Annotated in this window: 19 protein-coding genes; 7 read left to right on the plus strand and 12 right to left on the minus strand. The window is 72.0% G+C overall.

The window, feature by feature from the left end:
• On the plus strand, positions 1-475 hold a 475-nt coding region (locus tag FYX01_RS24830), incomplete at its 5' end, for a transposase (RefSeq protein ID WP_150245923.1).
• A gap of 18 nt (positions 476-493) precedes the next feature.
• Here FYX01_RS24830 and FYX01_RS24835 read toward each other — a convergent pair.
• On the minus strand, positions 494-1,771 hold the full coding sequence (locus FYX01_RS24835) for a class I SAM-dependent RNA methyltransferase (protein ID WP_150245926.1): 1,278 nt from the start codon (positions 1,769-1,771) through the stop codon (positions 494-496).
• Between the two features lie 223 nt (positions 1,772-1,994).
• On the opposite strand from FYX01_RS24835, the gene FYX01_RS24840 reads away from it, so the two are divergent.
• Together FYX01_RS24840 and FYX01_RS24845 are read left to right on the plus strand one after the other, a co-directional pair.
• Entirely contained in the window at positions 1,995-2,672 is a 678-nt protein-coding gene (locus tag FYX01_RS24840) for a potassium channel family protein (protein ID WP_150246051.1), read from the plus strand.
• Complete coding sequence (locus FYX01_RS24845; RefSeq protein ID WP_150245930.1) at positions 2,665-3,351, plus strand: potassium channel family protein; 687 nt, start codon at positions 2,665-2,667, stop codon at positions 3,349-3,351. Before FYX01_RS24840 ends, FYX01_RS24845 begins: the two co-directional genes overlap by 8 nt.
• Positions 3,352-3,454: 103 nt before the next feature.
• Here the strand turns inward: FYX01_RS24845 and FYX01_RS24850 are convergent, their stop codons facing one another.
• Positions 3,455-4,294 (minus strand): DUF3159 domain-containing protein, encoded by an 840-nt coding sequence (locus tag FYX01_RS24850; RefSeq protein WP_150245933.1) that lies wholly within the window; start codon positions 4,292-4,294, stop codon positions 3,455-3,457.
• Positions 4,295-4,588: 294 nt separating this feature from the next.
• On the opposite strand from FYX01_RS24850, the gene FYX01_RS24855 reads away from it, so the two are divergent.
• Entirely contained in the window at positions 4,589-5,692 is a 1,104-nt protein-coding gene (locus tag FYX01_RS24855; RefSeq protein ID WP_150245934.1) for a serpin family protein, read from the plus strand.
• A gap of 44 nt (positions 5,693-5,736) precedes the next feature.
• On the opposite strand, the gene FYX01_RS24860 is transcribed toward FYX01_RS24855, so the two are convergent.
• The 4 genes from FYX01_RS24860 to valS form a co-directional block, all read right to left on the minus strand.
• Positions 5,737-6,477: a PIG-L deacetylase family protein gene (locus FYX01_RS24860; protein WP_150245935.1), complete on the minus strand. Its 741-nt coding sequence runs from the start codon at positions 6,475-6,477 to the stop codon at positions 5,737-5,739.
• Between the two features lie 57 nt (positions 6,478-6,534).
• The gene (locus tag FYX01_RS24865) at positions 6,535-7,389 is read right to left on the minus strand and encodes a DUF3710 domain-containing protein (protein ID WP_150245936.1); all 855 of its coding nucleotides are present in this window, start codon (positions 7,387-7,389) and stop codon (positions 6,535-6,537) included.
• A 57-nt stretch (positions 7,390-7,446) separates the two neighbouring features.
• Entirely contained in the window at positions 7,447-7,923 is a 477-nt protein-coding gene (gene dut, locus FYX01_RS24870) for a dUTP diphosphatase (protein WP_150245937.1), read from the minus strand.
• Between the two features lie 197 nt (positions 7,924-8,120).
• Positions 8,121-10,697, minus strand: coding sequence for a valine--tRNA ligase (gene valS, locus FYX01_RS24875; RefSeq protein WP_150245938.1), 2,577 nt, complete (start codon positions 10,695-10,697; stop codon positions 8,121-8,123).
• A gap of 206 nt (positions 10,698-10,903) precedes the next feature.
• Between valS and FYX01_RS24880 the strand changes: the two genes are divergently transcribed.
• Entirely contained in the window at positions 10,904-11,182 is a 279-nt protein-coding gene (locus FYX01_RS24880) for a DUF4235 domain-containing protein (protein ID WP_150245939.1), read from the plus strand.
• A 216-nt stretch (positions 11,183-11,398) separates the two neighbouring features.
• Here the strand turns inward: FYX01_RS24880 and FYX01_RS24885 are convergent, their stop codons facing one another.
• From FYX01_RS24885 to FYX01_RS24895, 3 genes are all read right to left on the minus strand, one after another.
• Positions 11,399-11,695, minus strand: a complete 297-nt coding sequence (locus tag FYX01_RS24885; RefSeq protein ID WP_013153901.1) for a DUF4193 domain-containing protein — start codon at positions 11,693-11,695, stop codon at positions 11,399-11,401.
• 459 nt (positions 11,696-12,154) lie between these two features.
• Positions 12,155-13,378 (minus strand): sensor histidine kinase, encoded by a 1,224-nt coding sequence (locus tag FYX01_RS24890; protein WP_150245941.1) that lies wholly within the window; start codon positions 13,376-13,378, stop codon positions 12,155-12,157.
• Positions 13,375-14,028, minus strand: coding sequence for a response regulator transcription factor (locus FYX01_RS24895; protein WP_150245943.1), 654 nt, complete (start codon positions 14,026-14,028; stop codon positions 13,375-13,377). The genes FYX01_RS24890 and FYX01_RS24895 overlap by 4 nt, the downstream gene beginning before the upstream one ends.
• 705 nt (positions 14,029-14,733) lie before the next feature.
• Between FYX01_RS24895 and FYX01_RS26380 the strand changes: the two genes are divergently transcribed.
• On the plus strand, positions 14,734-14,898 hold the full coding sequence (locus tag FYX01_RS26380) for a hypothetical protein (RefSeq protein WP_190394478.1): 165 nt from the start codon (positions 14,734-14,736) through the stop codon (positions 14,896-14,898).
• Between the two features lie 69 nt (positions 14,899-14,967).
• Here the strand turns inward: FYX01_RS26380 and FYX01_RS24900 are convergent, their stop codons facing one another.
• From FYX01_RS24900 to FYX01_RS24910, 3 genes are all read right to left on the minus strand, one after another.
• Positions 14,968-15,783, minus strand: coding sequence for an inositol monophosphatase family protein (locus FYX01_RS24900; RefSeq protein WP_150245945.1), 816 nt, complete (start codon positions 15,781-15,783; stop codon positions 14,968-14,970).
• A 99-nt stretch (positions 15,784-15,882) separates the two neighbouring features.
• Positions 15,883-17,916, minus strand: a complete 2,034-nt coding sequence (locus FYX01_RS24905; RefSeq protein WP_150245947.1) for a S9 family peptidase — start codon at positions 17,914-17,916, stop codon at positions 15,883-15,885.
• Between the two features lie 177 nt (positions 17,917-18,093).
• Complete coding sequence (locus FYX01_RS24910; RefSeq protein WP_150245949.1) at positions 18,094-19,113, minus strand: ferrochelatase; 1,020 nt, start codon at positions 19,111-19,113, stop codon at positions 18,094-18,096.
• Positions 19,114-19,251: 138 nt separating this feature from the next.
• Here FYX01_RS24910 and FYX01_RS24915 point away from each other — a divergent pair, with 138 nt between their 5' ends.
• Positions 19,252-20,550, plus strand: coding sequence for a D-arabinono-1,4-lactone oxidase (locus FYX01_RS24915; RefSeq protein ID WP_150245951.1), 1,299 nt, complete (start codon positions 19,252-19,254; stop codon positions 20,548-20,550).
• Positions 20,551-20,629: the final 79 nt, after the last annotated feature.

Below are 20,629 nucleotides of genomic sequence, written 5' to 3' on the forward strand. Positions count from 1 at the left end.
GCGGTTCTTCTGGGGACTGCGCCTGCACCTGGTGTGCACTCCCGGCGGGCTCCCCATCGCCTTCGCCCTGACCAGCGCCAAAGCCGACGAGCGCACCACCCTGCTGGACATGCTCAAGGCCGACCCTGACCTGGTCACCCAACGCCCGGGGCAGACACTGACCGCGGACAAGAACTACTACGGGCGCGACTTCGAACGCGCTCTGGCCGAAGCGGGCCTACGGCTGCTGCGGCCGGCCCGCAAGGGCGAGCCCCCACGGGCCGGGGCGTACCTGCTGCGGCCGTTGCGTCAGGTCATCGAGTCCATCAACCAGACCTTCAAGGGCCAGCTGGACCTGGAGCGACACGGCGGTCGCACCCCGGGCAGGGTGATCGTCCGGGTGCTCCAACGTGTTCTGGCGCTGACCGCCGCGATCTGGCACAACGATCGCACCGGCCAGCCGGTCCTACGCTCTTTGACGGCCTACGACCACTGACCCCTTGGAATCACTCATCTAGTCGCGGTGACGGCGGGCCGGGTGGACGGGCTCCAGCACCGCCAGGCACTCCACGTGGTGGGTCATCGGGAAGGCGTCGAAGGCGCGCAGTTCCGTCAGCCGGTAGTCGGCCCGCTCGAACGAGGCCAGGTCGCGGGCGAGCGTCGCGGGATCACAGGAGACGTAGGCGACCCTGCGCGGGCGCGTCCCGGTCAGGGAGCGCACCACCTCGGCGCCCGTGCCGGCCCGGGGCGGGTCCAGGACGACCACGTCGGCGTGCACGTCCGCCCACTCGCGCAGCTGGGCGGCCACGTCGCCCTGCTCGATGCGCACCTGCTCCATGTCCCTGAGGTTGTACCGGGCGTCACTCACGGCCTGGGTACCGCTCTCCACACCCATGGCGCGCCCCTCGGGGCCCACCGCCTCGGCCAGCGCACCGGTGAACAGGCCCGCGCCGCAGTACAGGTCCAGGGCGGTCTCACCGGGCTTGGGCTCCAGGGCCTCCATCACGGCGGTCGTGAGGGCCTCCGCGGCTGCCGGGTGCACCTGCCAGAAGCCGCCCGCGCTGACGCGGTACTCGCGGCCGTTCGCCTGCTCGCGCACGCCCCGGCGCCCGCGCACCTGCTGGACGCGGCCTCCCTTGAACCGGCGCAGCACCGCGCTGGAGGTGCCCAGTTCGGGAAGGGCGTTCAGCTTGGCCCCGGTGGGGGTGACGACGACGGCGCGGTCCGCGCAGGCGGACGAGGCGACCGCCTCCACGTCCCGGACGCCCTCCCACTTCACGTCGGTCACGCCGAGCTCGGCCACGCCGGGGTGGGCGATCAGGCAGCGGTCGACGGGCTCGACGTCGTGGGAGCGGTGGCGGTGCAGTCCGGCGCGGCCCTCGGAGTCCACGGCGAAGCGCACGCGCGTGCGCCAGCCCAGGCCGTCGGGGGTGCCGGGCAGTTCCTCCACCACGACCTCGCGGTCGATCCCTGCGATGCGGTGCAGCTGGTCGGTGACGACCTTGGCCTTGAGCGCGCGCTGGGCCTCCGGGGAGACGTGCTGCCAGTCGCAGCCGCCGCACTTTCCCGGTCCGGCGAAGGCGCAGGGGGCCTCGACCCGGTCGGGGGAGGCGGTGAGGATCTCCACGGCGTCGCCGCGGAGGAAGCGGGAGGTCATCTCGGTGACGCGTACGCGGACCCGCTCGCCGGGAAGGGCGTGGCGCACGAAGACCACCTGGTCACCGTGGCGTCCCACGCACCAGCCCCCGTGCGCGACGTCGTCAACAGTCAGTTCGAATTCCTGGCCGGTCATGGTGGGGTGTCCTCAAGAGTGGTCGGGTCGCTTCTGGGTGACCCTGCGCGCACAGCCACCAACCATTCCCAATCTACCGGCCTTGACACACCATCCGCGCTGTTCCGTGGGCGGGGCGCCGGTCCCGGGGCCGACGCACGCGGCGGACGCGTCTGTGTCAAGGTGGGATCAGGCACGCGCGGCGTGCGTGACGGTCGGCTATCTCGACGGGAGTGCGGGCGAGGTGCACATCGTGATCATGGGGTGCGGCCGGGTGGGGTCCACCCTGGCGCACACCCTGGTGGATCTGGGGCACACGGTGGCGGTGATCGACCAGGACCCCGAGGCGTTCCGACGCCTGCGCGGCTCCGTGGCCAAGCACGCCGTCCGGGGCGTGGGCCACGACCGTGAGGTCCTGCTCTCCGCCGGAATCGACCGGGCCGGAGCGTTCGCCGCGGTCAGCAACGGTGACAACTCCAACATCATCTCCGCGCGGGTGGCGCGTGAGACGTTCGGGGTCGAGCACGTGGTCGCGCGGATCTACGACCCCCGCCGCGCGGAGGTCTACCAGCGTCTGGGCATCCCCACGGTGGCGACGGTGCGGTGGACGGCCGACGCGATCCTGCGCCGCATGGTGCCGGGTGACGGACGGCTCACGGTGGGACCGGAGTGGCAGGACGCGTCCGGGACCCTGGCGATGAACGAGCTGACCCTGCCGCCGGGGTGGGCGGGGCGCCGCGTCGCCGACCTGGAGGAGCGGGCGCCGATGCGGGTGGCCTACCTGACCCGCCGGGGACGGATCGTCCTCGCCCGTTCCGACGATCCGCTGGAGGAGGGCGACGTCCTGCACGTGATCGCCCACGGCCGGGACCTGGACGGGCTGCCCGGGCGGCTGCACGACGACGAGACGGGGCGTGGGTGAGATGCGGATCGCCATCGCGGGAGCCGGGAGCGTGGGCCGCTCCATCGCCACGGAGCTGGCGGGCAGCGGCCACGACGTACTGCTGATCGACCGGGACACCCGGGCCATCGGAGTGGACGACCTGCCCCAGGTGGAGTGGCTGCTGGCCGACGCCTGCGAGCTGGCCACCCTGGAGGACGCCCGGCTGGGCGGTTTCGACGTGGTGATCGCGGCCAGCAGCGACGACAAGGTCAACCTGGTGGTGTCCCTGCTGGCCAAGAACGAGTTCGGGGTGGACCGGGTGATCGCCCGCATCAACGACCCCGAGAACGAGTGGCTGTTCAACGAGTCCTGGGGCGTGGACCTGGCGGTCTCCCCGCCGCGGCTGATCGCCGACCTGGTCGAGGGCGCCCCGGAGGAGGGCCTGGACCAGGAGGGGGCCCTGCCGCCGCTGCCGGGCGCGGAGATCGCCGAGTCGGTGCTGCACGCCGAGAGCCCGTTCGCGGGCGGGCCGGAGAGCGGGTTGGCGGGGTCGCTGCCCGAGGGCGTGGCCCTGGTGGCGGTGGTCGGCCCCGGAGGGGTGCGCCCTCCCGCACCGGAGAGAACCCTGTCCGTGGGCGACACGGTGGTGTTCCTGGCCGAACCCGAGGCGCTGGGCACCCTGGAGGCCCTGATGGCGCCCCCGGACGAGGACCTCTAGCGCCGCACGCTCCCGCCTCATGCGTCGTGGTCTTGTACTCACAGCGAGGCTCGACGCTCGAACCCCGCTGTGAGTACAAGACACCCCTGGTGGGACGGGGCCTCTAGCCCTGCCGGGGGCCGCCCTCCCCGTGGGCGGCGGTTCCCTCCCCGCGCTCGTCCAGGGGGGTGCGCCCCCGGGCCAGCACCCACACCATGGCGGCGAACGCGGCGACCTGGAGCGGCCAGCCCATGGCGATCTTGGAGAGGCCCAGCAGGCCGAAGGTGTCGGCCCAGCCGTAGGTCTCGGCCATCCACAGCGGGTACTGCACGAGCACGCGGATCACGCAGGGCAGTACCAGCAGCCAGGTCAGGCGTGAGGCCAGGGAGAGCACGGCCGGGTTGGAGCGCCAGGAGGTGAAGTCCTCCTTGTTGCCGATGAACGGGCCGATCATCAGTCCGATCGCGGGCCAGCGCACCAGGACCGACAGGCTCAGCACCACGGCGTAGACGGCGTTGTAGATGATGCCCGGCAGGAAGGCGTCGGCGGCGTTGCCGCTTCGCATGGCGAAGACGGCGGCGATACCGATGCCGAACAGGCTGGTGACCACGTACTGCGCCGAGGAGCGCTGCAGGAGCCGGACCCCGCCCAGGAGCAGGGCCGCGGCCACACCGAGGCCGATCGACGTCCTCAGTTCCGAGGTGAGGACGTAGGAGACGGTGAAGGTCAGGGTGGGCATGGCCGCCTCGACCATGCCGCGCTTGCCGCCCAGCGCCTTGGACAGCTGGGAGCGCACGAGCGCCTCGACCGTGTCCTCGGTGACCGCCGGGGGATCCTCGGTGCCCGCCGGGGTGTCCTCGGCACCCTCCCCTCCGGGTTCCGGCTCCGGGGTGGGAGCGTCGCCCCGGTCGTCCGCCTCGGCCCTCGATGCGGCCTCCTCGGCGGCCCGCTGCTGCTCAGTCATTCTGCTCCGGTCCGGTCGGTCGTGGGTGGTCGGTCCTCACCAGGCGGTGCGCACGGCGCTGACCCGCCCGCCATGATGCCCCAGACTATGCGACCTGTCACCAACTCCGGAACACGCAACGTGGTCGATCGGACGCTCTCCGCTCTCCCCTGTCCCGTCCGGCCCTCTTGCCGCGTGCGACTCCTCACGCGGTTGTCCGCCCCCCCGGCCGGACCGGTGACCCTGGCGGTCACCCGGCCGACTCCGTACGCTGGCGGCCAGAGCCGCCGGAGCCGAGAGCGAGCGAGGGATCCCATGCAGCCGAGCACGTCCCCGAGACGGGACCACCTGGAGTTCGCCGCCTCCCTGGACCGGGTCCTGGCCCGGGCCGGCGAGTCGCACGTGTGGTCGCCCCACTCGGTGGGCACGGTGCTGGGTCTGCTGGCCGCCGGGGCCGCGGGCCGCACCCTGGCCGAGCTGGAGGCGCTGCTGGGCGCGGACACCAAGGGCCAGCTGGAGGCCCTGGACGCGGCCGTGGACACCGGTTCCGGCCCCGACCTGGCCACCCTGAACGGACTGTACGTGCCCGCCGACCTGGAGGTCCGGCCGGACTTCGAGGCACGGGTGCGCGAACGCGCCGGCGCCGAGGTGGAGCACGCCGACTTCGAGCACGACGCCGAGGGAGTGCGAGCCCGCGTCAACGGCAAGGTCGCGGACGTGACCCGCGGCATGATCAGGGAGCTGCTCCCGCCGGGCGGCGTCCACCCCGACCTGCGGCTGCTACTGGTCAACGCGCTGTGGGTGAAGGTGGTCTGGCCCGACCCCTTCGACCCCGCGCGGACCCGCGCCAGGCCCTTCCACGCCCCGTCCGGGAAGCGGAGGGTGCCCACCATGCACCGGTCGGCCCGCCTGCCCCACGCGCGCGCGGGGGGATGGAGCATGGTGAGCCTGGAGGGCGACCACGAGCTGGTCCTGGACGTGCTGCTGCCCGACGAGCGGACCACCGCTCCCCCGCCGGTGTCCGCCGGGGTGCTCGCGGACCTGTACCGCGAGCGCTCCTCCCAGCAGGTCGACCTGGCCCTGCCGCGCTTCCGGGTGGAGACCGACACCTCCCTCCTCGGACCGCTGGCGGCCGTGGGCGTGCGCGAGCTGGCCACGGACGGGGCGCGCCTCGACGGGATCAGCACGGAGCCGCTCAGGGCCGACGAGATCCTGCACCAGTCGGTGCTGAGGGTGGACGAGAAGGGTGCCGAGGGCGCCGCCGCCACCGCCGTGATGATGCTCATGGCGGCGGCCACGCCCTCCCGGCCGGTCCGGTTCACGGTGGACCGGCCGTTCGTGTTCGTGCTGCGCCGCCGCGAGGCGGTCCTGTTCCTGGGCCGCGTCACCGATCCGGTGGATCCGGGCCCGGCCTCCTGAGGCCGGTCGGCGCGCGCCCCCTTCCTCCCCGGCCCTCCGGGGCCTCAGACCTCGAACACCTCGAAGCCGGTGGCGAGCGGAACACCGGCCCACTCCCCCGCCCGGGCCGCGGCCTGGGGCAGGAAGGCCTTCTGGTCGAACCCGGACAGGTTGGACAGGTAGACCTCGTGGGCGTCCAGCGAGGCCACGCCCGCGGCCAGATCGTCCTCGCCCAGCTCCACGTAGTGGGTGGCCCGGGGCGAGGCGCCGAAGGCCACGAGGCGCACGCCCGACCACGGCCGCAGGCCCTCCTCGAACTGCTCGCGGAACACCCACCGGTTGGCGGCGTCGCGGACCGAGTCCAGCAGGGCCGGGCCGAGCACCCGGTGGTCGGCGTGGTTGAACCCGCCCCCGCCCGGGAAGTGGTCGCGGAAGTTGATGGAGACGACCACCTCGGGCCGGTGGCGCCGGATCGCGGCGGCGAGCGCGGCGCGCAGCGGCAGCCCGTACTCCAGGGTGCCGTCGGGGAAGTCCAGGAACTCGACGGTGGCGGCGCCCACGGCCGCCGCCGACGCGCGCTGCTCGGCCATGCGCAGCGGCGCGCACTCCTCGGGGGCCATGCTGTCGATGCCCGCCTCGCCCTTGGTGACCAGAAGCTCCACCACGTCCTTGCCCTGGCCGGTCCACCGGGCGATCGCGGAGGAGCTGCCGAACTCCAGGTCGTCGGGGTGGGCCACCACCGCCAGGGCGCGCTCCCAGTCCTCCGGGAGCGGCCGGGGCACGCTGTTCTCCGTCATCTGAGTCATGGGACACAGGTTACGGAAGGGACGCGTGCCCCCGGCGCGTTCCCGGCGTGTCCGGGATCAGGACGGTCCGGAACCGTTGGAGGCGCCGCCTGAGGGGCCGGGCTGGCCGCCGGGCGCGGCCCCGTTGGGCGAGCGGCCCGCGTTACCGCTCTGGGCCGCCTGCTGGGCGGCGCGCGTCTTGGCCGCCTGGGCCATCTGCTCCTGGATCTGCTTGGGCACGGTGATCGCCAGCAGCTCGTTCGGGGGCACCGGCTGGTCGCCGCGCACCACCACGACGTCGGCGAAGAGCTGCTCGACCTCGGACATCACCTCGGGCTTGGAGGCGCCCTCACCGCGGATCACGCCGCGCAGCACCCAGCGCGGCCCGTCCACACCGATGAACCGCACCCGCTGGGCGAGCTGCTTGCCGTCCTCGGTCTTGCGGCCCTTGACCGGTACCAGGGCCCTGAGCTCGGGGCCGAAGGTGCCCTCGTGGTCCTCGACCTTGCCGCCCTGTTTGACGACCTGCTCGCGCAACTCCTCGCGCATCTCGTCCCACAGGCCGGAGGACTTGGGCGCGGCGAAGGGCTGCACCTGCAGCGCGCTCTTGTCCCGCACCAGGGTCACACCGATGATCTTCTGCTTGCCCTGGGCGTCCTGGGCGACGTTGACCTGGATCTCGGTACCCTGCGCCATGGGCAGGAGCATGCTGCCCACGTCCATCCGCTTGGCCTCGGGGGCGTTCTCCGTGGAGTCCCACGGCCCGGTGGCGCGGTAGCGGTCGACCTCCTTGGCCGGCTGCTCGATGGGACCCTCCGGCTCGATCTCGTTGCCGAAGGAGACCGCTCCGGCGGCGCCCTCACGTCTGGGTGCGGCCTCCGTCCCCGTACTCTCGGTCTTCGCGTCCCGCTTCTTGCGGCGGCGTCCGAACACGCCCTCACCTCTTCGCTTTACGTTGGTCCCGGGATGACACCGGGGATTCGGGCGCCGTCACCTCTGTGCGGCGTGGCCCCCGGTCGAACCGAAACCGCCCGTTCCCCGGGGCGACTCCGGCAGGGAGTCCGCCTCGACGAACACCGCGCGCTCGACGCGCTGGATGACCAGCTGTGCGATCCGGTCGCCCCGGGACAGTTTCACCGGGGTGTCCCTGTCGGTGTTGAGCAGGGTCACCCTGATCTCACCCCGGTACCCGGCGTCGACCGTGCCCGGCGCGTTGACGATCGTGAGCCCGCAGCGCGCGGCCAGGCCCGAGCGGGGGTGCACGAAGGCCGCGTACCCCTCGGAGAGGGCGATCGCCAGGCCGGTGGGGACCGTGGCCCGCTCTCCGGGGTCCAGTACGGCGTCGACCGCGGTGTACAGGTCCGCGCCCGCGTCACCGGAATGAGCGTACGCGGGCAGGGGGAGGCCGGGGTCCAGGCGGTGGACCGTCACAGGGATCCGTCCGCCTTCCAGGGATGTGGTACTCACATTGGCCGAGCCTATCGCTCCTCCGGCTCCGGACCGGTGCCCAGCGCCGCCGGATCGTGACGCGGGGCGGTACCGGATTCCTCCGGCGCCGCCCCGCGGTGTTCGCTCCGGGGCTCCGCTTCGGCCCGTGTTCGGGCGCCCGGAGGCGGGAACCCTCGGCGCCGCCGGCGCCCGAAGCACCCCCTGTCGAGCGGGTGCTACCCCTCGACGGGATCGGGCAAAGTCACCTCGACGGTGAGCTCGGCGTCGTCGGTTGCCTGGAAGTCGATCCCGGCGGTACGGCCCGCGGCGGCGATGTCGCCACGGGCGGCGCGGGCGGCGTCGACCCGCTTGCCCGACACCCTGACGTGTTCGACCTCGGCCCGCATGGACAGTTTGGCCCCGGACTTGGCCTTGCGCACGGCGCGCAGCACCTCGGCGGTCGCGGACAGGACGGCCGGGTCACCGTCGGCGGCCGCCGTACGGTACTCGGCGGTCGCGGGCCAGCGCTGGGCGTGGACCGAGCCCTCCTGCCACCAGCTCCAGACCTCCTCGGCCACGAAGGGCACGAAGGGGGCGAAGAGCCTGTGCAGGGCGCCCAGGGCGATGAGCAGCGCGCTGCGGGCGGAGGCTCCCTCGGCGGAGTCGACGTCGTAGGCGCGGGTCTTGACCAGCTCCAGGTAGTCGTCGCAGAAGTCCCAGAAGAAACGCTCGGTGCGCTCCAGGGCCCGGGTGTGGTCGTAGGCCTGGAAGGCGGCGGTGGCGTCCTCCACGACGTCGGCCAGCGCGGCCAGCATCGCCCGGTCCAGCGGCTGGGTGACCCGCGCGGGGTCGGACGTCGCGCCTTCACCGGCCACGGACATGACGAACTTGCTGGCGTTGAGGATCTTGATGGACAGCCTGCGGCCGACCTTCATCTGGCCCTCGTCCATGGCGGTGTCGGTGCCCAGCCGCCCGCTGGCCGCCCAGTACCGGACCGCGTCGGAGCTGTACTTCTCCAGCAGCGCCAGCGGAGTGACGACGTTGCCCTTGGACTTGGACATCTTCTTGCGGTCCGGGTCCAGGATCCAGCCGGAGATGCCGGTGGTGCTCCAGGGCAGGGTGCCGTTCTCGAAGTGGGCCCGGACCACGGTGGAGAACAGCCAGGTACGGATGATGTCCTGGCCCTGCGGCCGGTAGTCCATGGGGAAGACCCGGGCGTACAGGTCCGGGTCGCGCTCCCAGCCGGAGGCGATCTGCGGGGACAGCGAGGAGGTCGCCCAGGTGTCCATGACGTCGGGGTCGCCCATGAACCCGTTCGCCTGCCCGCGCTGGTCCTCGGTGTGGCCCTCGGGCGTCTGCGAGCTGGGGTCGACGGGCAGCTGGTCCTCGTCCGGCAGGATCGGCTCGTCGTAGCGCGGGTTGCCGTCGGCGTCCAGCGGATACCAGACGGGGAAGGGAACGCCGAAGAAGCGCTGGCGGCTGATCAGCCAGTCGCCGTTCAGTCCCTCGACCCAGTTCTCGTAGCGGGCGCGCATGTGCTCGGGGTGCCAGGTGAGCTCGCGGCCGCGCTGGAGGAGCCGCTGGCGCAGGCCCTCGTCCCGTCCGCCGTTGCGGATGTACCACTGGCGGGTGGTGACGATCTCCAGGGGCTTGTCGCCCTTCTCGTAGAACTTCACCTGGTGGGTGATCGGCGTGGGCTCGCCCACCAGGTCGCCGCTCTCGCGCAGCAGGGCGACGGTGCGCTCGCGCGCGGTGTGGACGGTGGCGCCGACGAGCGTGTCGTAGGCCTCACGGCCGGGTCCGCGATCCAGGCCCCTGGGCGGGTCGGCGATGACGCGTCCGTCCCAGCCGATGATGGGACGGGTCTCCAGCTGGAGCTCGCGCCACCAGGTGACGTCCGTGGTGTCGCCGAAGGTGCAGATCATGGCGATGCCCGACCCCTTCTCGGGGTCGGCGAGGCGGTGTGCCCTGACCGGGACCTCGACCCCGAAGACCGGCGTGCGCACGGTGGTGCCGAACAGGTCCTGGTAGCGCTCGTCGTCGGGGTGGGCGACCAGGGCGACGCAGGCGGCCAGCAGCTCGGGACGGGTGGTCTCGATGTGGACCGGGGCGCCGTCGGGCTTGTGGAAGGCGACCTTGTGGTAGGCGCTGGGGCGCTCGCGGTCCTCCAGCTCGGCCTGGGCGACGGCGGTGCGGAAGGTGACGTCCCACAGGGTGGGGGCCTCGGACATGTAGGCCTCGCCGCGGGCCAGGTTGCGCAGGAAGGCGCGCTGGGCGGCGGCACGGGAGTCGCCGTCGATGGTGGCGTAGGTGTGGCGCCAGTCCACGCTCAGGCCCAGGCGGCGCCAGATGGACTCGAAGACCTTCTCGTCCTCGGCGGTGAGCGTGTCGCACAGCTCGATGAAGTTGCGCCGGGAGACGGGGACCTGCCGCTTGGGATCGGGCTTGGCGGGCGGCTGGAAGTCCGGGTCGTAGGGGACCGAGGGATCGCAGCGCACGCCGTAGTAGTTCTGGACGCGGCGCTCGGTGGGCAGGCCGTTGTCGTCCCAGCCCATGGGGTAGAAGACGGCCTTGCCGTTCATGCGCTGGAAGCGCGCGACGGTGTCGGTGTGCGTGTAGGAGAACACGTGGCCGATGTGCAGCGAACCCGAGACCGTGGGCGGCGGGGTGTCGATGGAGTAGACGTCCTCGCGGCTGCGGGTGCGGTCGAAGTGGTAGACGCCGGACTCATCCCATACGTCGACCCACTTCGCCTCGATACCGTCCAGCGAAGGCTTGTCGGGCATGCGGAAGGAATGAGAGCGGTTGGTCATGGGGCAATGGTAGTGCTCCCCGGGCCGTGATCGCTCCGGGTTTCCGCCCCTCACCCGAGGGTCGGAAACCCTGCCCCGGAGCGCTGGCGTGCGGGGTTGGCCCACGCGCTCGGAGAGCGGACATGAAAGTATCTCCCCGTACGGACGGGAGGGTGTGCGCCGGGCGCGCATCCTCGGCCACCCCAACGGAAACGGTGAAGGATTCGATGGCTAAGAAGGACGGCGGTGACATCGTCCCCGCGCTCGTCGGGGCAGCGTCCGGGCTCGCGGCGCAGTTCCTCATGCGCAAGGCGCTGAACTTTACCTGGGCCCGTGTGACGGGTGAGGAGCCGCCCACTGACGTGGACTCCCCCGACATCAGCCTCGGCCGCGCACTGAGCTGGGCCGTGCTGGCCGGTGTCGGCACGGAGGTGGCCCGGGTGCTGGCCGTACGCGCCGCCCGCGCGAAGCTGGTCGGCGCCGGCCCCGAGGAGCTGGACGTCTGACACCGGGGGCGCACCGCCCCCATGACGACGGCGGGCGGCCGACCGCACCGGAGTGTGGTCGGCCGTCCGCCGTCGTTTCCGCGACGCCCCCGGGTAGGGAGCCCGCGACCGCGGGTGCTCCACGCGTCCGCGAGCGTGCGGGGACGTGCTGACACCCGCCCGCGCGGGCGGGGCCGCCGGGAGGGACGGGGCCGGTTCAGGGGCCGTCCCGTCCGCTCAGGCGCACTCCTTGCAGACCAGCTGACCGGCGCGCTGCTCGGCGAGCTGGCTGCGGTGGTGCACAAGGAAGCAGCGCGAGCAGGTGAACTCGTCGGCCTGGCGCGGGAGTACGCGCACCGCGAGTTCCTCGCCCGACAGGTCTGCGCCGGGCAGTTCCATGCCCTCGGCAACCTCGTCGGGGTCGACGTCGATCGTGCCGGTGCCCTTGTCCACGCGCCGCGCCTGCAGCTCCTGGAGGCTGTCCTCGTTGATGTCCTCGTCAGTCTTGCGCGGGCTGTCGTAGTCGGTGGCCATCTCTGCTAACTCCATCCCCCTCGTTCAATGCCTCGTCGCGCGGGTGTAACGCTTGAGAGACCTTCGTTGTGCCCGATTCGGCCGATGAGTTTTCCCGGTGCCGGAGGACCGCGTCCCCTCCCGGGTCACTGTCCACAGGTCAGCAGTACTTTCACGGGGTCGTGACCGGAGACGGCCACGTGCGGTTACCGCCCAAGGATCGGTCCCCTGATGTACTACCCAACACCGGGCGTCTCGTAGACCTGGAAAACCCGTTTTCACCCATTCCGGACAAAACGCAAAGCGCTTCCCATGAGTGGGCAAAAACCAGGACATGCCCACGTCAGGAGGCATTCTCTCCGTGTCCACGCCCGGGGAAGCATACACACCCGAGTTCGGCCCCCGTGACACAGGCGGGCGTGTCTTCGGACACGTATAGATACCACGAAGTACGGCAGAACGCAGCCTGGACCCTTGGGGCTAGGACGGAACGGGAAGGCAGACTGTGACGACGAGGCCTCCTCCGGCACGCGGCCAGGCGGTCACCACGCCCTCGTGCGCGCGCACCACCGACCGGACGATGGACAGTCCCAGACCGGCGCTGCGGCCCGAGCCGACCCTGTCACTGGAGCCGCGGCGGAACGGTTCGAAGAGCCCCTCGATCTCGTAGGCCGGGATGACCTTGCCGGAGTTCTCCACCTGGACGGCGGGCATGCCCTCGTACATGCCGCTGCGAACGGTGATCTCGCCGTCCTTGACGTTGTACTTGAGGGCGTTCTCCACGAGGTTGCCCACGAGCCGCTCCAGCAGGACGGGATCGCCGACCACGGAGGCGGGGCGCAGGTCCTGGCGCAGGTGCAGACCCGACCCGGACAGCTCGCCCTCCAGCTGGCTGAGCACCGTCCCGGCGACCTCGCCCAGGTCGACCCTGGCCCGGACCTCCAGTTCGCGATCGCTCCTGGCGAGGAAGAGCAGGCCGTCGATGAGGCGTTCGTGGCGCGCGTTGGTCTCCAGCAGGGTCTGTCCGACGCTCTTGAGGTCGGAGGAGACCTCGGGGGCGCTGAGCGCCACCTCCAGCAGGGTCCGGTTGATCGCCAGGGGCGTGCGCAGCTCGTGCGAGGCGTTGGCCACGAAGCGGCGCTGGCCGTCGAAGGCGCGGTCCAGACGCTCCAGCATGCCGTCGAAGGTGTCGGCGAGCTCACGGATCTCGTCGTCGGGCCCCGACAGGGCGATGCGCTCGTGCAGGGAGCGCTCCGACAGGCGGCGGGCGATGCGGGTGATCTTCTGCAGCGGGGACAGCGCCCTTCCGGCCACCGCGTACCCCAGGGCGACCGCGAGCAGACCCACCAGGAACAACGCGAGCAGGGAGAACCTGGTGACGTGGGTGAGGACCTCGTCGATGAGATACCGGTGGGTGATCAGCTCCGAGGCGGTGTCCTCGTCCAGGAGCGCGTTGAGCAGGACCGCGACGATCAGGTAGTTGACCAGGACCAGGACCGATCCCGCCGCGAAGAAGAGCATCCCGTAGATGAGGGTGAGCCGCGCGCGCAGGCTGAGGTTGTCGGTGAAGCGGTACACGCGCTCGGCCGCGGCCGAGCGCTCCCCGCCCTCGGGCGCGGCGGCGTTCAGGCGCCGCCACGTACCGGTGTCGCCGGGCCGGGTGGGTTCCGCCTGTCCCGGTTCGGAGCGGTCCACCGGTCTCACAGCCGGTACCCCGCGCCGGGGACGGTCTGGATGACGGGAGGGTCGCCGAGCTTCTTGCGCAGGGTCATGACCGTGACGCGGACGACGTTGGTGAAGGGGTCGGCGTTCTCGTCCCAGGCCTTCTCCAGCAGCCCCTCGGCGCTGACCACCGTTCCCTGGGCGCGCATGAACACCTGCAGGACGGCGAACTCCTTCGGGGTGAGGGGGATCTCGCGGCCGTCACGGTGCACACGGTGGTTGGCCGGGTCGAGGGTGATGCCGTGGCGCTCCAGGACGGGGGGCAGCGGGGGCGCCGACCGGCGGCCCAGGGCGTGCACCCGGGCGATGAGCTCGGCGAAGGCGAAGGGCTTGGCCAGGTAGTCGTCGGCGCCGATGGTCAGGCCCTCGACCTTGTCCTGGACGCCGTCGGAGGCGGTGAGCATCAGGATGCGGCCGTTGTAACTCTCCTGGACGAGGGTCCGGGCGACCTCGTCGCCGTGGACACCGGGCAGGTCGCGGTCGAGCACGATCACGTCGTAGTCGTTGACCGCGGTGTGCTCCAGGGCGGTGTCCCCGTCGTAGACCACGTCCACGGCCATCGCCTCACGCCGCAGTCCGACCGCCACGGTATCGGCCAGGACTCGTTCGTCTTCGACCACGAGTACGCGCACGTTGTCCTTCTCAAGCGTTGGTGCGGGAGAGAGAGGGGGCCGCTGCCGGCGCATCCCCCAACACACCGGCAGCGGCGTTCTTGGTCCCGGCCGCGTCATCCGTTGTCCCACGAGCGGGGTAAGGAGACGGTAAACCCGCCGCGGCGGTCTCGTGCGACCTGCCGCTCTCCTCGCCCCGTGCGGACACGGGCGCTGGGCCGGGAGCTTCACTGCTCCCCTGAGCGCGGGGAGTCGCCGCCGGCGAATCCCCCAACCGCCGGCAGCGACTTAACCCCGCACATCTCAAATCTGACACATCAAGAATAAGAAACAAGTAAGCACAAGCCCTCACGCGCAAATGTGTCGTGGGACACCCTTGCCCGTTACTTGGCCATCCGACACCCGGCCCGGTCCGGACGGCCGCACCCGCGTCCCTCCGCACACGCCCCGCCGCGGCCGCGGGGCCCTCCCGTCCCGTGGAACCGGCCGGCACCGCACGAGAGGAGGTCACGGGAGGATTTCGCCAGGGGGCGGAGGTTTGGCGCGGGCCACGGTGCGGTACAGGTAGGAGATGCACGCGTGGACACCGGCCCCGGGCCGGACCGCGACGTGCACGCATGTCACAGGGACGTGACTACTTCGATCATGCGAACGCTGCGGCGTGCGCGGACGGATTCCGCACCGGTCCACGGCCGTGTACCGGTGCCTACCCCTGGAAGAGGTGCAATGGGCGAGTTCCTCGCGGAGATCAAGGTCCGCATCAACGAGACCTACCGGTCGTTCCAGGCCGCTCAGGCCGAAGGGGACGACTTCCTCGCCGACACGCATGCGTCGGAGTTGGAGGATCTTTACCGCATCGCGGCTCGCAACGGCGTCGACACCTGCGCCTAGCTGACCGGAGGGCGCGGTGGGACATGACCTCCCACCGCGCCCTCCGTGTGTCCGGACCCGTGTTGCGCCTCAGCCGTCGGTGTCGGCCCCCAGCGGCGCCAGGAGCGTCCGCAGGGACTCCTGGAGCTCCGGGCGGCCGGCGATGACCAGGTCCTCGCTGGGCGGCCCGCCACGCAGGTCCCCCACACGCAGGCCCGCCTCGCTGGCGACCAGCCCGGGGGCGGCCCAGTCCCAGACGTGGAGTCCGCGCTCGTAGTAGGCGTTGACACGTCCCATGGCCAGTCCGACCAGGTCCACGGCCGCCGATCCTCCGCGCCGGATGTCGCGGACGCGCGGAACCACCTCCAGCAGGATCCTGGCCTGCTGGGCCCGGCGCTCGGGGAGGTACCCGAAGCCGGTGGCGACCAGGGCCTGGTCCAGCGGCACCGCGGGCGGGGCCTGGATGGTCCGGCCGTCCAGGCGCGCGCCTCCCCCGAGCACCGCCTCGTACATCTCACCGCGCCGGGGGACGTTCACCGCGGCCGCCACGACCACACCGTCGACCTCGGCGGCGATGGACACGGCCCAGTCGTGATGTCCGTACAGGTAGTTGACGGTGCCGTCGATGGGGTCGACGACCCAGCGCACCCCGCTGGTGCCGCCCTCGTCGTCGCCGCCCTCCTCCCCCAGGACGGCGTCGTCGGGGCGCTCGGCGAGCAGACGGGCCCGGATGAGGTCCTCCGTGGCCCGGTCCATCCTGGTGACGACGTCGGTGGGGCTGGACTTGGTGTCGAGCACGGTGATGCCCGCCTGTCCCTCCCTGGCGAGTTCCCCCGCCTCCGCCGCCACTCTCACGGCGAGGTCGCGCAGGCTCTCCCGGTCGGGTGCGGCGCCGGTGGTACTCACTGGATGTCCTCCCTGTCGTGGCGCGGTGTCGCGCGGGCTGCTCCCCGCACGCGGGTCCGGTCGGGCACCGCGGCGGCGCCCGACCGGTTCACGGACGGTTCAGAGCAGTTCGGGCCTGCTCCACTCCTTGCCGTGCACATGGTGGTCGAGGAAGGCGAAGACCGTCTCGTACCAGACCTGGGCGTTGCCGGGGCTGAGGATCCAGTGGTTCTCGTCCGGGAAGTACAGGAACTTGGCGTCCACCTCGTGCAGCATCAGGTCGCGCCACAGGCGCAGCCCCTCGGAGACGGGTACCCGGTAGTCCTTGTCCCCGTGGATGACGAGTATCGGGGTGCGGATGTCGTCCGCGTGCAGGTGCGGCGAGTTCAGGGTGTAGCGCTCGGGGCGGTCCAGCGGGGTGCCGAACTCGTGCTCCCACACCGGCGGGTAGTCGGTGGTACCGCTGAAACCGTCCAGGCCCCACAGGGATGCGTGGGAGACGATGGCCCGGAACCGGTCGGTGTGCCCGGCGATCCAGTTGGCCATGTAGCCGCCGAAGGAGCCGCCCATCATGGCGGTGCGCTCGGCGTCGATGTCCTCGCGCGCCTCGGCCGCGTCGGTGACGGCCATGATGTCAGCGAAGGTGCGCGGTCCCCACCTGCCCCATGCGCGGCGGAGCATGTCCTGCCCGTAGCCGGTGGACAGGGCGGGGTCGGGCAGCAGGACGGCGTAGCCGCGCGCGGCGAGCAGCCACGGGTTCCAGCGCCAGGACCAGCCGTTGAAGCTCATGTAGGGCCCGCCGTGGACCCAGAGCATGAGCGGGGAGGGAGAGTCGGCCGAGGCCTCCTCGGGCAGCACCAGCCAGGAGCGGATGCGGGTGCCGTCGTCGGCGGTGGTCTCGATCTCGGTGAGGGTGCCGGGCATGGTCAGCTCGGACCCGGGCGTGCGCAGGTACTCGGGCCGGCCGTCGACGGCGCCGGCGGCCAGGCGTACGGGCGCGGGCGGGGCGTCCCAGGCGTCACGCAGCGCGTACACGTACCGCCCGTCGGGTGACGGGTTGAGGTTGCTGTAGGCGCCGTGGTCACCGGTGAGGCGGGTGACCGTGCCGTCGGCCAGGTCGATCCGGAAGACGGGGCGGCGACCGTTCTCGTCGGCGACGAAGAACACCGCTCCGGAGTCGGCGGCCCAGGCGAGGTCGCGCGGCCACAACTCGTGTTCGGGGAGCAGGTCGCGGCCCTGTCCGGTGGCCAGGTCGACGAGCCACGCGGTCTGGTCACGGGGCTCGCCGTCGTAGTCGCCCTCGAAGTCGCGCGAGAGCAGGACGTGGCGGCCGTCCGGGGAGACGAGCGGGCCGCCGAACTCGTGGTCGGGGTCGGAGGCCAGGGTGCGGCGCTCACCGGTGGCGGTGTCGACGGCGACGATCTCGGAGCGCCGGGCGCCCCCGCCGACGGGCACCTGCCACTCGGTGACCAGCAGGGAGCCGTCGGGGGTGAGCGCGCCGCCGGCGCCCAGGAGGGCCATCCCGGCGTCGGGGGTCAGGTCCCTGAGGTCGCCGAGGCGGGAGTCGTCGTCGGCCGGAGGCTCGGCGACGAAGTGACGGGGGTGGTCCGGGCCGATGTCGCTGTCCCAGGAGCGCACGGGCAGCGCCTCGTGGAGGATGGCGGTGACCCCGGCCTCCTCCCGGGCCTTGCGGGCCTCCTTGTCGGCCTCCTCGTCCACGCTGCGCGGGAGTGTGTCGGAGGTGACGGCGACCAGCCCGGAGTCGCGGGCGACGGTGAAGGAGCCGATGCCCCCGGGGCGGGAGGCGACCTGGCGTGCCTCGCCTCCGGCGGGCAGCAGCCACAGGGAGGCCCCGGCCTTGTCCTCGGCCTTGGTCTCGGGGTCGGGACGGCCGCTGGTGAACAGGACCGAACCGTCAGGGAGGAAGCCGACACCGCCCTCGCCCTTGGCGGAGCGGGTGAGGCGCTTGGGGGCGCGCCCGCCCTCGGCCTCGGGGGTGACGTCGATCTCCCACAGGGCGCTGCGGAAGGACTTGGAGTCGGGGGCGATGCCGCTGACGGGCGCGACCAGACGGGTTCCGTCCGGTGAGAGGCGCAGTCCGTTGACACGGCGGAGTCGGACGTACTCCGGCAGTTCATACCAGGAACGAACCAAGACACATACTCCTGAACGTCGACTTGTGATCTGGGCAGACACTACCGGTCGGGCCCCGGGGGGAGCCGGTCCCCCGCCCGCCCCAGGGTGGTGTCAGCAGTGTTTACCCAGCTTCCCACACGTCGGCGCGCCGTGTCCCCGCCTCACCCGCCCCGCCCTCCAGGGCGGGCCCTCGTCTCAGGCCGGGCAGGAGCAGTCGGCGCAACGGGTGAGGGAGCTCAGGCGCCGGGGCTCCGACCGCTCCGTGTACTCGCGGACCAGGTCGGTCACCATGGACACGAACGCGGGGTGTGTGCCGGGGCTGAGCGCGCGCTCGTAGCCGATACCGAGCTTCTTGGCGGTCTCGCGGGCCTCCACGTCGAGGTCGAACCTGACCTCCATGTGGTCGGAGACGAAGCCGTGCGGAACCACGACCACGGCGGGCACGCCCTCGGCGGCCAGCTCGGCCATGCGGTCGTTGACGTCGGGCTCCAGCCAGGGCTGGCTGGGCGGGCCGCTGCGGCTCTGGTAGACGAGCTCGTGGGGGTGGTCGCGGTCGAGCCGCTCCACCACCAGGCGCGCCACCTCGGCCAGCTGGGCACCGTAGGCGCCCTCCGGCCCGAAGCCGTGGCCGGGGCCGCCGCTGGCCTCGGCCATCGAGGTGGGAATGGAGTGCGCGGAGAAGAGCAGCCGTACGCCCTCGCGCTGCTCCGCGGGCAGGGCGGCCAGGGAGGCGCGGGTGTGCTCGACCAGCGGCTCGACGAACCCGGGGTGGTCGTAGAAGGGCCGGACGAGGTCCACCTCGGGAGCGTCCTCCCCCAGCGCCGCGCGGGCGCGGGCGATGTCCTCCTCGTAGGCGGTACGGCTGGACCAGTTGCAGTACGCGGAGGTGGGCAGCGCCAGCACCCGGCGCACGCCGTCCTCCCTCATCCGGGCGAGGGTGTCCGTGAGCATCGGGGTCCAGAACCGGTTGCCCCAGTAGATCGGCAGGTCGATCCCGTTGGCGGCGAAGTCGGCGGTGACCGCGGCGAGCAGGTCGCGGCACTGCTGGTTGATCGGGCTCACCCCGCCGAAGAGGAAGTAGTGCTCGCCGACCTCGACGAGCCGCTCCCGGGGGATGCCGCGTCCGCGGGTGACGTTCTCAAGGAACGGGATGACCTCGTCCTCGCCCTCCGGACCGCCGAAGGAGATCAGCAGAAACGCGTCGTAGTAGCTCATACGACTTATGAAACCAGCTCGTCCGCACCCGCTCGCGCGGCCTCCCGTGTCCGTGTCCTGTGGTCTTGGCCTCCTCCGCCGGCGGGCCGCGCACCCGGGCCCCTGTTCACGTGACCGACTGGTCGGTAATGTCACGGCATGACAGATGTGTTGTGGCACACATGGGCGGGCACCCACCAGGCCCGCCCCAGGCGCACGGCGGCCCCGGGAGGCACGGCGGGGGTCGCCGCGGCGGTCTCCTCGGCCGCCGCCGAGGACCTGCGGGTCCGCATGGTCGGTACGGGGCACTCCTTCACCGACGTGGCCGTCACCGACGGCCTGCTCCTGTCCCCCACCTCCCTGACCCGGGTGCGCTCGGTCGACCCGCTGGAGGGCACCGCGACGGTCGAGGCGGGCCTCCCCCTGTGCGACCTCAACGACGTGCTGGCCGGACACGGTGTGGCCCTGGCCAACATGGGCGACATCGCCGTGCAGACCATGGCGGGCGCTGTGCAGACGGGCACCCACGGCACGGGCAGGGACACGGGCGGCCTGGCCGACCAGGTGGTCGGCATGGAGATGGTGCTCGCCGACGGCTCGGTGGTCGAGTGCTCCGCGGAGCGCGAACCGGACCTCTTCCACGCGGCGCGGGTCGGCCTGGGCGCGTTCGGCGTGGTCACCGCGCTGACCATGGCGGTGCGCCCGGCGTTCCGGCTGCACGCGCGGGAGGAGCCGATGCGGTTGGAGGAGGTGCTGGAACGCCTGCCCGGGCTGCGCGCGGACAACGACCACTTCGAGTTCTTCTGGTTTCCGCACACCGACAACACCAACACCAAGCGCAACAACGTCAGCGCGGATCCGGCCCGGCCGCTGTCATCCTTCCGGGCGTGGCTGGACGACGAGTTCCTGTCCAACACGCTCTTCGAGGGGGTCAACCGGGTGTGCCGGCGCTTCCCCGGCGCGGTGCCCGCGGTGAACCGGATCAGCTCGCGGGCGCTGTCGGCGCGCGACTACACCGACGCCTCGTACAGGGTGTTCGCCTCGGTGCGCGACGTCCGGTTCGTGGAGATGGAGTACGCGATCCCCGCCGAGCACCTGGTGGACGTCCTGCGCGAGGTGCGGTCCGTCGTGGACCGGGGCGGGCACCGGGTGAGCTTTCCGGTGGAGGTGCGCTTCGCCCCGGCCGACGACGTGTGGCTGTCCACCGCCTACGGCCGCGACACCGCCTACGTGGCGGTGCACATGTACAAGGGGACTCCGTACGAGGCCTACTTCGCCGACGTGGAGGCGGTGTTCACCTCCGTGGGCGGGCGCCCGCACTGGGGCAAGATGCACACCCGCGACCGCTCCTACCTGGAGGGGGTCTACCCCAGGCTGGACGAGGCCCTGGCGGTGCGGGAACGGGTGGATCCCGGACGCAGGTTCTCCAACGCCTACCTGGAGCGGGTCCTGGACTGAGTGACCGGCGCCCGCCCCCGGCCGGTCCCGTCCGTCACGGTGGGGCCGGGGCGGAGCGGGACGGGCGCGGTCCCCGGGT

It is taken from the genome of Nocardiopsis quinghaiensis (genome assembly GCF_008638365.1).
Classification (GTDB): domain Bacteria; phylum Actinomycetota; class Actinomycetes; order Streptosporangiales; family Streptosporangiaceae; genus Nocardiopsis; species Nocardiopsis quinghaiensis.